General features: G+C 62.6%; 9 protein-coding genes. 8 read left to right on the top strand and 1 reads right to left on the bottom strand.

Translation table 11 applies throughout. The annotated features are described in order from the left end of the window. Positions 1 to 174: 174 nt before the first annotated feature. Positions 175 to 1107: a KpsF/GutQ family sugar-phosphate isomerase gene (locus QN085_RS06835; protein WP_285691234.1), complete on the bottom strand. Its 933-nt coding sequence runs from the start codon at positions 1105 to 1107 to the stop codon at positions 175 to 177. Between the two features lie 783 nt (positions 1108 to 1890). Here QN085_RS06835 and QN085_RS06830 point away from each other — a divergent pair. The 8 genes from QN085_RS06830 (at position 1891) to QN085_RS06795 (ending at position 12605) form a co-directional block, all read left to right on the top strand. Continuing rightward, positions 1891 to 2967, top strand: a complete 1077-nt coding sequence (locus tag QN085_RS06830; RefSeq protein WP_285690096.1) for a phosphotransferase family protein — start codon at positions 1891 to 1893, stop codon at positions 2965 to 2967. 265 nt (positions 2968 to 3232) lie between these two features. Further along, a complete protein-coding gene (locus QN085_RS06825) occupies positions 3233 to 5254 on the top strand; it encodes a capsule polysaccharide biogenesis protein (RefSeq protein ID WP_285690094.1) in 2022 nt (673 codons plus the stop codon). Next, positions 5194 to 6513 carry a capsule polysaccharide biogenesis protein gene (locus tag QN085_RS06820; protein ID WP_285690091.1) on the top strand — a complete coding sequence of 440 codons (1320 nt, stop codon included), beginning with the start codon at positions 5194 to 5196 and terminating at the stop codon, positions 6511 to 6513. The genes QN085_RS06825 and QN085_RS06820 overlap by 61 nt, the downstream gene beginning before the upstream one ends. Then, positions 6510 to 7286: an SDR family NAD(P)-dependent oxidoreductase gene (locus QN085_RS06815; RefSeq protein WP_280045013.1), complete on the top strand. Its 777-nt coding sequence runs from the start codon at positions 6510 to 6512 to the stop codon at positions 7284 to 7286. Before QN085_RS06820 ends, QN085_RS06815 begins: the two co-directional genes overlap by 4 nt. Positions 7287 to 7293: 7 nt before the next feature. After that, complete coding sequence (locus QN085_RS06810; RefSeq protein ID WP_352230960.1) at positions 7294 to 8847, top strand: LTA synthase family protein; 1554 nt, start codon at positions 7294 to 7296, stop codon at positions 8845 to 8847. Between the two features lie 4 nt (positions 8848 to 8851). Beyond that, positions 8852 to 9430: a GNAT family N-acetyltransferase gene (locus QN085_RS06805; RefSeq protein WP_352230951.1), complete on the top strand. Its 579-nt coding sequence runs from the start codon at positions 8852 to 8854 to the stop codon at positions 9428 to 9430. Next, positions 9420 to 11558, top strand: coding sequence for a capsule polysaccharide biogenesis protein (locus tag QN085_RS06800; protein WP_285690085.1), 2139 nt, complete (start codon positions 9420 to 9422; stop codon positions 11556 to 11558). The genes QN085_RS06805 and QN085_RS06800 overlap by 11 nt, the downstream gene beginning before the upstream one ends. 3 nt (positions 11559 to 11561) lie before the next feature. Beyond that, positions 11562 to 12605: a phytanoyl-CoA dioxygenase family protein gene (locus tag QN085_RS06795; RefSeq protein WP_280045017.1), complete on the top strand. Its 1044-nt coding sequence runs from the start codon at positions 11562 to 11564 to the stop codon at positions 12603 to 12605. Positions 12606 to 13992 lie beyond the last annotated feature (1387 nt).

The raw sequence follows: 13992 nt of genomic DNA, 5'->3' as shown, positions 1-13992 counted from the left end.
GCCAACAAAGCACAGCCAGGCTCAGAGGTAGTAAATCTAAAATTCTAGACCTCAAAAATCCAGCTCACTGACACCCAGTAAGCCCAACTTTTACCCCCAAAATACGCATAAATAGATTTAGAGTCTAAGCACATTAGAAAAGCCGGGGGCAGGACCCGGCTTTTCTACAGCGACTTAATCGAAAATTTCTACTACACCTACAACAGCCCCCTCAGCGTCAGTCACAGCCAACGCCCGAATCTTGTTGTCCAGCATATAGGCCTCAGCCTCTGAAAGCTGTGAATCTTCGCAAATAGTGTGTGGGCTAGCAGTCATGAACTGATCAACCGAGGCCTGAATAATGCTCTCATCTTCCAACAACGCCCGACGCAAGTCCCCGTCAGTAACAATGCCAACCAACTTGTCGTTATCCATTACTACCGTCATACCCAAGCGGCTGCGGGTCATGACCAACAGGCAATCATGGAAGCTAGTAGACGGAGCAACAACAGGAGCGGGCGAATGCATGACATCGCACACACGAGTCAGAAGCTTGCGGCCCAAGCTGCCACCGGGGTGGTAACGAGCAAAGTCCATCGGTTTGAACTGGATTGCTTCGATCAGCGCTACAGCCAACGCATCGCCCATGGCCATGGTCGCCAGAGTCGAAGTGGTCGGAGCCAGGTTGTTCGGGCAAACCTCACGCTCAACCGAGATGTCAAGCCAGATGTCTGCGTGCTTGGCAAGAGTGGACTTACCATTGCCGGTCATCGCAATAATTTTGTTACCGAACGACTTCAAGCTAGGAATCAGCTTGATCAGTTCTTCAGTTTCGCCACTGTAACTGATGAGAATCAGTACATCGATCGGCTTGAGCATGCCCAAGTCGCCATGGAAGGCTTCGGCTGGGTGCAGGAAGAAGCTGGGTGTGCCTGTGGAAGCAAAGGTGGCGACCATCTTCTTGCCGATCAGACCAGACTTGCCCATGCCACACACCACGGTGCGGCCTTGGCAGCCGAGGATCAGTTCAACGGCACTTTGGAACTCGCCGTCAATGCGATCGGCCAGCTGAGTAACGGCTTGAGCCTGGGCAATGAGGGCTTCTTTAGCGATGCTGAGGTGATTCATTTTCGTCCCTGACGACAGCTGAATATGTGCGAAACCGCGGATGTTAAGGTTTTTGTAACGGGAAGCAAAGTGCGGGGTGGCCATCTGTGAACAATCTGACTGACGGCGGTTCTTACTTAGCAGCACGGCATAGGCAGCCTCACCACCACTCATGGCATTGTGATATCGACTTCACTCCTACCGCCTGCATTCATTGCACGTGAGTATTTCGGCATCCAACAGCTAGTTGATTTTAGCCATAGCAAGACCCCGCTCCTCGACCAATACACGTCTGGGCGTCCCTACCTGATAGCCCTGCCACCTAGGCTTGGGCTCGACTCGGCACGAGTCCGATGCACAGATCCGGAAATGTATAAGTGAATGCCGCCATGGCAGCTGGCACGATAGAGCCCTAAAGCCCCAGGACTACTTGCAATCTAGATTTCCATCCAACGCACAACTAGCGCCCTACCACACCAACCGATTGGCAGCTCCCCAAGCAGAAGCGCGCCGCATCTACAGCTATCTGGCGATTCAACACTGCTACTACTCGCTTCCGTTTTTGATGCCTTGATTTATGCCTTGCTTCAAGGCTGAAGGCACCGTGATGGGGTGAGAAAACGCCCAGAGGCTCGCCAGAACTCGCAGAAAAATTCACACCCGGAATAGCCCTCGCAGCAGGCGACTCACCCCTCGCCCCTTCCAAATCAATGCCTTGTTGTAACTTTTCGTTGTGCGCAGGCCTCTCATACAGCAGCATAGCCCCCTTTCGCAGCTTCAAATTGGACGTATGGCACTGCCAACATGGATGTAACGAATCCCCCCACGAGCCAGCACATAACCAGCAAAACACTCTACCGCTGGCAACCCGCCTCTCTCGAAGATCACCTGCGGGCGCTCAAGCCCCAATGGTACGGGAAGGCACTGGAGATCAGTAGTGAAGCGCTGGGGGCAAACGCGTCGTTCGTAAACTATGTGCGCCACCATCGTTTCCTGGATCCTTGCACCGGGCTGCCCGTGGAGATTGTGGAAAAGTCCATTCGCAAGGTAGCATTCATCGGGAGTCAGGAAGCTCGCTTTCATCGCTCCGAAGGCATGCTAGCGGGCAGCACGCACTTCCTTTACCCCTCTTGCCTGGGTGTGATCGAGACACCATGGGAGAGCTTGATCTTCACCGAATTCGTACGCGGCAAACCACCTCACATGCACGCAATTGCCAAGCAGTTGGCACTGGGTATTGCCGAACTGGAAGGTCTGAGCCATAGCTATCTTCACTCACAACCGTGGACCAAGGCGCTTTTGCTCTGGAGCATGGACTTCTACAGGCCTTGGTTTCTGCTACGACCGCGCTTTAACTTCGCCCGCTGCCTCCCATCACTGGAAAGACTCGGGCTCGAAGATGATCGGTTCGCCGGCCTAGCTGAGCGCTTCAAAGCCTTTGTCCCGTTGACTCGCAAGTTGGCAGCCAGAGCCCGACGCAGTTCGCGCTGCATCAGCCACATGGATTATCTGCGCAAGAACTTGTTCGTCGACAAGGGCCAGTTGCACCTGATCGACTGGAGCGAGGTGAAGGTTGGGCGGGTAGGATTCGACGGCGGAGCCTACCTTGGCAGCCTGTTCCGACGCAAAGACATGAAGGTGTTCCTGGCAGCCCAGGCTGAGTTTATCGAGGCGTACCGTGCAGCCTTGCCAGAGCGTTTCGATGCAGAGCAAGCGTTGGAGAACTTGCGTTACATGTTTCTGCTCACAGCACTGTTTCATTGCCTGCGTCCAGAGACGGTCGCGGAGTACCGAGAGCGAGACCGTATGGCATTGCTGCAGGAGAAATACACGTATTTGTTAGGGCTGATGGAAGGCACGCAGATTGGAGATCATGGGTAGAAGACCTGGCAGGTTCGCTAGCAAGTCCGCACCTATGACGTGGGCACGCTGCAGCCGCTTTTAGGGAGTTTGCGAAGTATGGATAGCATTTTGATGCCATACGTCAGCATTTGCGCGGATTGTCTAATTTCTTTTTGCGTTTTTTTACCAGCGGCACGCCTACAAAACTGAATTTGTATTAAGATTCCTCCCTTCTCGTTTCCACCGGACCCGCAGGGCTACTGGCCCCTGCCGCCCCTTGTTGAATGGATACCGTTCCACATTTATGGATGAAGTTTCGCCTCGCCCTCGCCTACTGGTCCTGTCAAAAGGCGCCCAGCGCATAAGTACCCTCCCCGCCCTGCTGCCCGATTACGCGCTGCAATATGGTGGTGTGCGGTATGTAGCTCAAGCAGATTGCGTGATGGCCTGGGGACGTAAGCCGAGCGCGATCAAAGCAATTGTTAAAGCAGGCAAGGCAGGTAAGCGAGTAGTTACACTTGAGGATGGGTTCGTACGATCATTAGGCTTGGGGCCAGATGAACCGCCTCTATCCCTGATCGTCGACGACGTAGGTGTCTACTACGACGCTACCCAGCCATCGCGCCTCGAACAGCTGATAGCCACGCCCCTCGATGCCGAACAAACCCAGCGCGCCTTGGCGTTGCGTAGCTTGTGGCAGCAGCAACGGGTGTCCAAATACAACGACGCGCGCATCGAGCTGCCCGCGCTGCCAGCAGACTGTGTGCTGGTGGCAGACCAGACCTGTGGCGATGCTTCGCTGCAGGGCGCCAGCGTCGACGACTTCCGGGCCATGCTGGATGCGGCGTTGGCACGCTACCCGCACAGCACCATCGTGCTCAAGGTGCACCCTGACGTGGTGGCTGGTCGCAAGGCCGGGCACTTCGACCTGGCGGCACTGGCCAACAACCCGCGCGTGCAGGTACTGGCGCACAATATTCACCCAGCCGATTTGCTGCCGCGCATGCGTGCGGTATTCGTGATGACCTCGCAGTTGGGCTTCGACGCCCTGTTGTGGGGCGTGCCGGTGCATACCTGGGGTATGCCCTTCTATGCCGGCTGGGGCCTTACCGATGACCGTTTGCCAGCGCCCGCGCGGCGTAAACCGGTGCCCCTGGCACAGCTGATTCACGCCAGCCTGGTGGCTTACCCGCGCTATGTGTGCCCGGAACGTGGTCAGCCCTGCACGCCAGAGGTGCTGATCAACTGGTTGGGGCTGCAACGGCGGCACCGCAGCGTGTTGCCGAGCGCCGTACAAATGCTGGGGTTCAGCCGCTGGAAAGAACCGCTGGCAAACCTGTTTTTCAATGGCGCGGCCATTCGCTTCGTCAAGCCCGAGCAACCGCTGGCGCAAGATGTGCCGGTAGTGTCCTGGGGCTGCAAGCACGACACTGATCTTTCTGCCCACCCACTGCCAGTCAATCGGGTAGAAGACGGCTTTCTGCGCTCGGTCGGCCTTGGTGCCGGCAAGGCGCGGCCGTTGTCGTGGGTGGTCGATGACCTGGGCATCTACTACGACGCCACCCGGCCTTCGCGCCTGGAGCGCATTCTGGCCGACGAGCCATTCGACCCGCAGTTGCTGGCCCGTGCACAGGCATTGCGCCTGGCCATCTGCGCTGCAGGGCTGACCAAGTACAACTTGCCTGGCAGCCACTGGCAGCGCCCGCAGCATGCGCAGCGGGTAATCCTGGTGCCTGGCCAGGTGGAGGGCGATGCGTCCATCCGCTTTGGTGGCAACCGTATCCGCAGCAACCTGCACCTGTTGCGCGCAGTGCGTGAACAAAACCCTGATGCGTGGCTGTTGTACAAGCCCCACCCTGAAGTGCTGGCCGGTACCCGCGCCCGTGGTGACGACGAAGCGCAAACCGTGCATTGGTGCGATGAAGTGATCGGCGATACACCCCTGCAGCAGTTGCTGGAAGTGGTCGACGAATTGCATGTGCTGACCTCGCAGTCGGGCTTCGAGGCCCTGCTGCGCGGAGTACCGGTGACCACCTATGGCCAACCGTTCTACGCCGGCTGGGGGCTTACCCGCGACCTCGACCTGCAAGCAGCGGTACAGGCGCGGCGCAGCCGGAAACTGACGCTGGACCAGTTGGTGGCGGGCACGCTGCTGCTGTACCCCACTTATGTAAGCCTGGTGACCAACCGCTTCACCACCGCCGAACAAACCTTATACGAACTACAAAACTGGCACGCCTTACCGCAGCCTGGAGCTCCCTCCCGATGGCAGGACTTGAAACGACGCTTGAGCAGTTTGTTGGGCATGAAGCGCCTGACCAACTGAATGCAAGGGCGACGCGTGGTCCGCTGCTGCGTATCCCGTCTCACAACTTTTTGTTTCTACAGGGTGTCAGTTCGCCCTTCTTCAGCCGCCTTGCCAAAGGGCTGCGTGATATCGGCCAGCGGGTGCACAGCGTGCGCTTCAATGTCGGTGATGCACTGTACGGCCCGCGTGGCGCGCAATTGACCTGTCCGCATCGCCCCGAAGACATGGAGGCCTGGTATGCCCAGGTGTTCCGCCAGCACGACATCACCGACCTGGTGCTGTTTGGTGACTGCCGCCCGGTGCACCGCCCGGCCGTGGCCCTGGCGCGGTTGTCGGGGATTCGCGTGCATGTGTTCGAGGAAGGCTATTTCCGGCCCTACTGGGTGACGCTGGAGCGCGACGGGGTGAACAACAACTCGCGCCTGCCACGTGACCCACAATGGTACCGCGAGGTGGGCAAGCACATTCCGCGCTACCAGAATGGCAACCCGTTCAAGCTGTCGTTCACCGCCCGGGCCACGCACGATGTGCTGTACCACGCAGGCGGTGCGCTAAACCGGCTGTGCTTCCCACGCTACCGCACCCATGCGCCGTTCAACGCTGCCGTGGAGTATGCCGGCTTCATTCGCCAGGGCATGCGCTTGCTGCGCGCCCGTGTGCACGATGACGCGCTGGTGGCAGAAGTGGCCCGGGAGCGGCACCCTACGTTCCTGCTGCCTTTGCAGTTGGACAGCGATGCGCAAATTCGCGATCACTCGCCGTTTCAAAACATGACCCAGGTGATCGAGCATGTGATCGACTCGTTCTCGCTCAACGCGCCGTTCGATGCTCGCCTGCTGGTGAAAAACCACCCGCTGACGCCGGGGCTGATCAACTATCGCAAGGTGACCGAGCAATTGGCGCGCAAGTATGACGTGGCCGAGCGTGTCGACTTCATGGAAAGCGGGCACATGCCCACGCTGCTTTCGCACATTACCGGTATGATCACCGTCAACAGTACTGCAGGGGCCTCGGCTATCCTGCACCACCGCCCGACCTGCACGCTTGCCGAGCCGATCTATGCCATGCCGGGGCTTACCCATCAGGGCGGGCTGGACGACTTCTGGCAGCAGCCCGAGGCGCCCGACAACACCTTGTTCCAGCGCTTCCGCAACACCGTCATCCACACCACCCAGGTCAACGGCGGCTTCTACACCGCCTGTGGCATGGACATGGCCGTGGCCAACTGCCTGGAAGTGCTGATGGCGAAAACCTCAAGAATCGAAAAATACCTATGAGTTCGCATGCCTCTCCCCGCTGCATCCTCATCACCGGCGCCACGGGCGGTATCGGCGGCGCGTTGGCGCCGGCCTATGCGGCCCCGGGCGTAACCCTGATCCTGCAAGGCCGGCGCCACGAGCGCCTGGCCGAAATGGCCGAGCAGTGCCGCGCCCTGGGTGCCCAGGTGCTGCTCGAAGCCCTCGATGTGCGCGACCTGGACGCCCTGCGGGCGATGGTGCGGCGGGTCAGCGAGCAGCATCAGCCGGACCTGGTACTGGTCGGCGCCGGGCTGAACACGGCCGTGGGCGCCAATGGCGAAGCAGAAGTCTGGGACGATAGCCGCGCCCTGATGGAAGTGAACGTGCTGGCCGCCCTGGCCACCGTCGAGGCTGCCTTGCCGGCCATGCGCAGCCGTGGCAATGGGCAGATCGCCCTGTTCAGCTCGCTGGCGGGTTGGCGCGGCTTGCCGGTAACGCCTACCTACAGCGCCAGCAAGGCTGCCATCCGCGTGTATGGCGAGGCCATCCGCGACTGGCTGGCGCCGGAAGGGGTGAAAGTGAATGTGATTGTGCCGGGGTATGTGGAGTCGAAGATGTGCTTCGAAATGCCCGGGCCAAAACCGTTTTTGTGGACCGCCGAAAAAGCGGCCCGGCGCATCAAGCGCGGGCTGGCGGCGAACCAGGCACGTATCAGTTTTCCGTTCCCGCTCAACCTGGGCACCTGGCTGCTGGGGCTTATCCCGCAGTGGCTTTCTTCGATGATCCTGCGTGGGCTGAAGTACAGTGATTGAAGTTTCTTTGTTGCCGGTTGCAGTGATCGGCCTTGGCTTGACCGTGGCGGTCGAGCGCCTGCTGCACCCGCGCCCTGCCCTGCGCCGCCCGGCCGATTGCTGGATGCTGCATACCGGGCTGTGGTGCGTCGGCTTTGGGCTGCTGTATGCGCTGACGGCGCGGCCGTTGTTCAGCGGCGTCAACCTGCTGTTGCTGTGGCTGCTGATCGTGCTGGTAAGCAATGCGAAGTATCACTCGCTGCGCGAGCCGTTTGTGTGTGCAGACTTTGAATATTTCAGCGATGCAGTGAAGTTTCCGCGCTTGTATCTGCCGTTTTTCGGACTTACCAAGGCGGCAATGCTGGCGGTGGGCTTTCTGGTCTACCTTTGGGCGGGCCTGAGTTTTGAGGTACCGGGCGCGCGGCTTGCGGCGCTGTTGCCGCTGGTGGTCGGGTTGGGCTTGTTGCGTCTGGGCCATCGGCCGGTGCAACCGAGCTTTGATGCCGAACGGGACGTGCGAGGCTGGGGCTTGGCGGCCAGTTTGTGGCGGTACTTCTGGGCAGCGCGGGCGCCGGTGGATCGGGAGGCGCTGGGTTCGCCGTTTGGGGGGCAGCCGGTGGAGGCCGCTTGCCCTGCGAATGCGTCGGCTCAGCACACCCAGCCCCCGGCAAGCTCGTTGCCAGACCTGGTCTCGGTGCAGAGCGAGTCGTTCTTCGATGTGCGTGACCTGTGGCCTGGCGTGCGCCAGCAAGTGCTCGGCCAGTACGATCTGCTGGCCAGCCAGGCGCTAGCCCGGGGCAAGCTGCAGGTCGCAGCCTGGGGCGCCAATACGGTGCGTACCGAGTTCGCCTACCTTACCGGCATCCCCACCGGGCGGCTTGGGGTGCACCGCTTCAACCCCTACCGCGTGCTCGCCCGCCGGGGCCTGCCCAGCATTGCCTCCAGGCTCAAGGCACAGGGTTATCGCACCATCTGCATCCACCCTTATGACGGTGGCTTCTATGGGCGCAACAAGGTGCTGCCGGCGCTGGGCTTCGATGAGTTCATCGATGTAAAGGCGTTCAATGCTTCGCAAAAAGCCGGGCCGTTCATTGGTGATTGCGCCGTGGCAGAAAAAATCCGCGAGCTGCTGCAGGCACCTGGCCGTACCCAGCCGCTGTTTATCCATGCGGTAACCATGGAGAACCACGGCCCGCTGCATCTGGAGAGCGTGGCGGCACACGAGCTGCCTGCCTGGTTCGACCGCCCGCTGCAACCGGGCATGCAGGACCTGGCCCCTTACCTGCGCCATATCTGCAACGCCGACCGCATGCTGGGCATGCTGCGTGAAACGCTGCTGGCCCTGCCGAAGCCGGCGCTGCTGTGCTTCTATGGTGACCATGTGCCGATCTTGCCTGAGGTGTACCAGGCAATCGGTGCCCCGGCGGGCGACACCGACTACCTGGTCTGGTCCAACCGCCACCAGCCGGGCTGCCGCGCCAGTGCACTGGCGGTGCAGCAGTTGTCCAGCACCTTGCTGGCCCACGCCCAGGCGACTGTGGCGGGCCGCCAGGCGCCCGTGGCCACCGCCGGGGTAGCCTGACAACGTGGTGCGTATCGTGCTGGGATCGGACCTGGCGCCGGAGCGCGCCGCAGACCCCGCCTTGGCCCGCTTGCTGGCCGAGGGGCGTGGGTCGTTGGCGTTTCTGATCGGCAATACTGCCTGCCGCTATCGCCTGCTGGGGGCGGCTATCCATTGGGACCGTGTGCTGCTGGCATTCGATGGCGATCAGGCGCTGGGCTTTGCGGCGGTCAAGCATGGCCGGCGCGGGCCGTTTGCCATGCGTTGGCGGCCGTTCATTCGGGAGTTTGGCCTGCTCAGTGGCTGGGTGCGGTTTGTCGGCTTTTGCCTGAGCGAGCTGCGCGAGTGGCGCTACCCATTCCTGCTGTACGGGCTGCGGGTCAGCAAGGCCGCGCGCCAGCAGGGCGTGGGCGCCGCGCTGGTGCAGGCGTGCTGCGCGCATGCCGCTGCGTTGGGCTTTGCCCAGGTCGAGCTGGAAGTACCGCTGAACAACCCGCGCGCGCAACGCCTGTACCTGCACAATGGTTTCGCCCTGCGCCGCAAACGCTGGGTGCCATTCCCGCCGGTGCGCAACATGTGGCGGGCGGTGTGCCATGAGCGCTGAGTTGCCAGCCAACACCGGCCATTTCACGCCGCCACAAGCGCTGGTGGACGGCCCCGGCTGGGTCGGCATCATGTCGCAGTGGGTGGCCTGGAAGGTGCTGCATCTGCCGCAATTCCTCGGCCCGGAAGGCCCGCCCTTCTGGCTGTGGCGCCGTGGCCGCAAGGCGCCCAAGGGGCTTAAGGCCATTGCCGGTATCGGCTACAAGCAGTCGTCGGCCCATGCCCGGGTGCTCTGCCAGCGCTGGGGGCTGCCGTACATTGCGCTGGAAGACGGCTTTTTGCGCTCGTCCTCGTTGGGTATCGAGGGTGATACGCCGATGTCCATGGTGGTCGACCCGGTGGGTATCCACTACCTGGCCGACCGGCCTTCGCTGCTGGAAAACATCCTGCAGCAGCCTGAAACGCTCAGCGCCTACGAGCTGGGCTGTGCCCGCGAGCTGATTGCCTTGATGCGCAGCAGTGGCATCGGCAAGTACAACAATGCCCAGGACCTACCCGCCGATGACCCGTTAGGCCGCGAGCGGCCGCTGGTGCTGGTGGTGGACCAGACGGCCGGGGATTATTCGATCCCGGGTGGTGGGCTGTGCGAAGCCGACTATGTGCGCATGCTGGATGAGGCCCTGGCAGAAAACCCGGGCGCCGACGTACGTGTGCGCATTCACCCTGACTGCCTGGGCGGGCAGAAACCCAGCTGCCTGCTGGATGCGGCGCGGGCCCGTGGGGTAACGCTGGAGGCGCGGCCGGTGGCTTGGGCGTCACTGGCCCGGCGTGCCCGGCGGGTGTACGTGGGCACCAGCCAGGCCGGGTTGGAGGCGTTGATCCAGGGCGTGCCGGTCACCTGCTTCGGGCTGCCGTTCTATGCCGGCTGGGGGCTCACCGATGACCGTATGGCCATCCCTCGCCGGCAGGCCCGGCCAGACCTGGTGCAACTGGTGGCGGCAGCTTATGTGCGTTATTGCCGCTATGTCGACCCGTTGACCGGCCAGCTGACCGATGCCCTTACCGTGGCCCGCCAGTTGGCCAGCAAGAAAGCCCGCGACGCGGCGTTTGCCGGGCCGACGACGGTACTGGGCGTGAAGCGGCACAAACAGCACAACATCCGGCGCTTTTTTGCCAGCCGCTGGGGGCAGTTGCGCTTCAGCGTCGACGACCCGCAGTTGGTCAGCAAGGTAGCCGCCGAGCAGGGCCGCTTGCTGGTATGGGCGGCGCGCGAGCCGGCCGGCCTGGCGGAACGTGCGCGCCAGGCGGGTGTGCCACTGTGGCGGGTCGAGGACGGCTTCTTGCGTTCAACAGGGCTGGGCGCCACCAACAGCCCGGCGCTGTCGCTGGTGCTGGACCGCGGGGGTATTCATTACGACGCTCAGTCGCCCAGTGACCTGGAGCAGCTGCTGCAACACGGTGTTTTCGATGCCGGCACCCTCGCCGAAGCCGCACGGCTGCGGCAGCAGATCGTGGCCAGCGGCGCCAGCAAGTTCAACTTGCGCAGCGGTGCAAAGCCAACCCTGCTAGGCCGCCCGGGCCAGCCGCGCGTGCTGGTGGTGGGGCAGGTCGAGGACGACGCCTCGGCGCTGTGCAGCGGTGGCGGTGCGGGGTGCAACCTGCGCCTGTTGCAGCAGGTACGGGCGCAGCTGCCGGATGCCTGGGTGTTGTACAAACCACACCCGGATGTAGAAGCCGGCAAACGGCGCGGCGCCATTGCCCCTGCGCAGCTGGTCGGGCTGGCCGACCAGGTGTTGGCGGGGGTGGATATTGCCGGGCTGTATGGCCAGGTCGACGCCCTGCACACGCTCAGTTCCACTGCCGGTTTCGAGGCGTTGCTGCGCGGTGTGCCAGTGGTCACCTACGGCACGCCGTTCTATGCCGGTTGGGGCCTGACCCAGGACCATCAGCCATTACCGCGCCGTACCCGGCGCCTGACTCTGGACCAGTTGGTAGCCGGCGCCTTGCTGCGCTATGCGAGCTATGCCGACGCCCAGCACGACTTGCCCTGCGATGCCTGGCACGCCCTCGCCTGCCTCAGTGCGCCCCGTCCGGTGCACTGGCTGGCGCACCGGCGGGTGGCGCCGTTGCTCAACTACACCCGGACCATGCTCGGCTGCGGCCGGCCACTGGCCCCATCAAAGGACTAGAACATGCCTGTTTCGATCAAGGACATCCGCCGTTACGCGGCACTTCCCTGGCATTGCTTGCAGCTGGCCACCCATGCGAAGTCGTTCGAGAACAACCCGGTGCTTGGCAGCGCCCGGCTCAACGCCCTGGGTCTGCATGTACAGCGCCGCCAGTTGGCCATGGCCATGGCCGGTTACCGTCGCCAGGCGCTGGCGTCGCGGCTGGATGCCGCTGAGCGTGAGCATTTTGAGCAGAATGGTTTTTTCATCCGTGAAAACGCCCTGCCTGCCGAGCAGTTCGCGGCTTTGCGCGCCGAGTTGGGTGGGTTGCGCAGTACCGGTTGGGAAATGCGCCAGGGGCGTGCGGTCACCCGCCGGGTCAGCCTTGACCAGGATGTGCTGGCGCGCAACCCGGCCAGTGCGGCGTTCGTGGCGGACCGGGGGGTGCGCGACCTGATTGCGTACGCGTCGTCCAATACCGGTGGCATTACCTACCAGTTGCAGTCGATCGTGATCGATGCGGCCAATGCCGACCAGGACCCGCAAACGCGTTTGCATGCCGACACCTTCCACCCCACGGCCAAGGCGTGGTTGTTCCTGGATGATGTGGAGGATGACCAAGGGCCATTCAGTTACGTGCCGGGTTCACATCGCCTGACCCCGGAACGGCTGGCGTGGGAGTATCGCCAAAGCCTGGGGGCGGCGTGTTCTGGCGAGCAGATGCACCGTGAGGGTTCGTTCCGCATCAACGAGCCCGAGTTGGCCGCCCTCGGCCTGCCGCCGCCCCGCCGCTTTGCGGTACCGGCCAACACTTTGGTGGTGGCAGACACTTCGGGTTTCCATGCACGGTGCGCCAGCCACCAGGCCAGCCACCGCGTGGAAATTTACGCCAGCCTGCGGCGTAACCCGTTCATTCCGTGGCGCGGGGCGCACCTGTTTGCGCTGCCGTGGATCGCCAATCATCACATGCGCTGGGATATACGGCTGAAGCGGTTGATGGGGTTTGGGAAGAAGAGCCATTGGAAGTTTGTTGAGCAGTTGAATGCGTATGAGGCGCCGCATATCTGAACAGCCGGCGCAGACCGTTATTGTAGGAGCGGGTTTACCCGCGAATAGGCCGGGCCTGTTGGCCAATATCGCCTGGGCGTCCACCGTTGCGGGTACCACCGCATTCGCGGGCAAGCCCGCTCCTACAACGGGCGTGGTGGCAACACACCCGCGAACAGGCCGGGCCTGCCGGCAAATATCGCACGGGCGTTCACCGTTGCGGGCACCAACGCATTCGCGGGGCGGCACAAACCGTCGGTGTAGGAGCGGGTTTACCCGCGAATAGGCCGGGCCTGCTGGCCAATATCGCCTGGGCGTTCACCGTTGCAGGCACCACCCCATTCGCGGGCAAGCCCGCTCCTACAACGGGCGTGGTGGCAACACACCCGCGAACAGGCCGGGCCTGCCGGCAAATATCGCACGGGCGTTCACCGTTGCGGGCACCAACGCATTCGCGGGGCGGCACACACCGTCAGTGTAGGAGCGGGTTTACCCGCGAATAGGCCGGGCCTGTTGGCCAATATCGCCTGGGCGTTCACCGTTGCAGGCACCACCGCATTCGCGGGCAAGCCCGCTCCTACAACGGGCGTGGTGGCAACACACCCGCGAACAGGCCGGGCCTGCCGGCAAATATCGCACGGGCGTCCACCGTTGCAGGCACCACCGCATTCGCGGGGAGGCACACACCGTCGGTGTAGGAGCGGGTTTACCGGCGAATAGGCCGGGCCTGCTGGCCAATATCGCCTGGGCGTCCACCGTTGCAGGCACCACCGCATTCGCGGGCAAGCCCGCTCCTACAACGGGCGTGGTGGCAACACACCCGCGCCAACCGCGAACAGGCTGGGCCTGCCGGCCGATATCGCATTCGCGGGGCGGCACACACCGTCGGTGTAGGAGCGGGTTTACCCGCGAATAGGCCGGGCCTGCTGGCCAATATCGCCTGGGTGTTCACCGTTGCGGGTACCAACGCATTCGCGGGCAAGCCCGCTCCTACAACGGGCGTGGTGGCAACACACCCGCGAACAGGCCGGGCCTGCCGGCAAATATCGCACGGGCGTCCACCGTTGCGGGCACCAACGCATCCGCGGGGCGGCACACACCGTCGGTGTAGGAGCGGGTTTACCCGCGAATAGGCCGGGCCTGTTGGCCAATATCGCCTGGGTGTTCACCGTTGCGGGTACCAACGCATTCGCGGGCAAGCCCGCTCCTACAACGGGCGTGGTGGCAACACACCCGCGAACAGGCCGGGCCTGCCGGCAAATATCGCACGGGCGTTCACCGTTGCGGGCACCAACGCATTCGCGGGGCGGCACACACCGTCAGTGTAGGAGCGGGTTTACCCGCGAATAGGCCGGGCCTGTTGGCCAATATCGCCTGGGTGTTCACCGTTGCGGGTACCAACGCATTC

The sequence above is a fragment of the Pseudomonas sp. M2(2023) genome (assembly GCF_030263955.1).
Lineage (GTDB): Bacteria > Pseudomonadota > Gammaproteobacteria > Pseudomonadales > Pseudomonadaceae > Aquipseudomonas > Aquipseudomonas asiatica.
Note: the sequence above shows the minus strand (reverse complement) of the source record. Positions and strands in the feature narration are given on the sequence as shown.

Coding starts and splice junctions, on each gene's coding strand:
- QN085_RS06835 (WP_285691234.1), bottom strand. CDS start 1,107: ATGAATCACCTCAGCATCGCTAAAGAAGCCCTCATTGCCCAGGCTCAA.
- QN085_RS06830 (WP_285690096.1), top strand. CDS start 1,891: ATGGATGTAACGAATCCCCCCACGAGCCAGCACATAACCAGCAAAACA.
- QN085_RS06825 (WP_285690094.1), top strand. CDS start 3,233: ATGGATGAAGTTTCGCCTCGCCCTCGCCTACTGGTCCTGTCAAAAGGC.
- QN085_RS06820 (WP_285690091.1), top strand. CDS start 5,194: ATGGCAGGACTTGAAACGACGCTTGAGCAGTTTGTTGGGCATGAAGCG.
- QN085_RS06815 (WP_280045013.1), top strand. CDS start 6,510: ATGAGTTCGCATGCCTCTCCCCGCTGCATCCTCATCACCGGCGCCACG.
- QN085_RS06800 (WP_285690085.1), top strand. CDS start 9,420: ATGAGCGCTGAGTTGCCAGCCAACACCGGCCATTTCACGCCGCCACAA.
- QN085_RS06795 (WP_280045017.1), top strand. CDS start 11,562: ATGCCTGTTTCGATCAAGGACATCCGCCGTTACGCGGCACTTCCCTGG.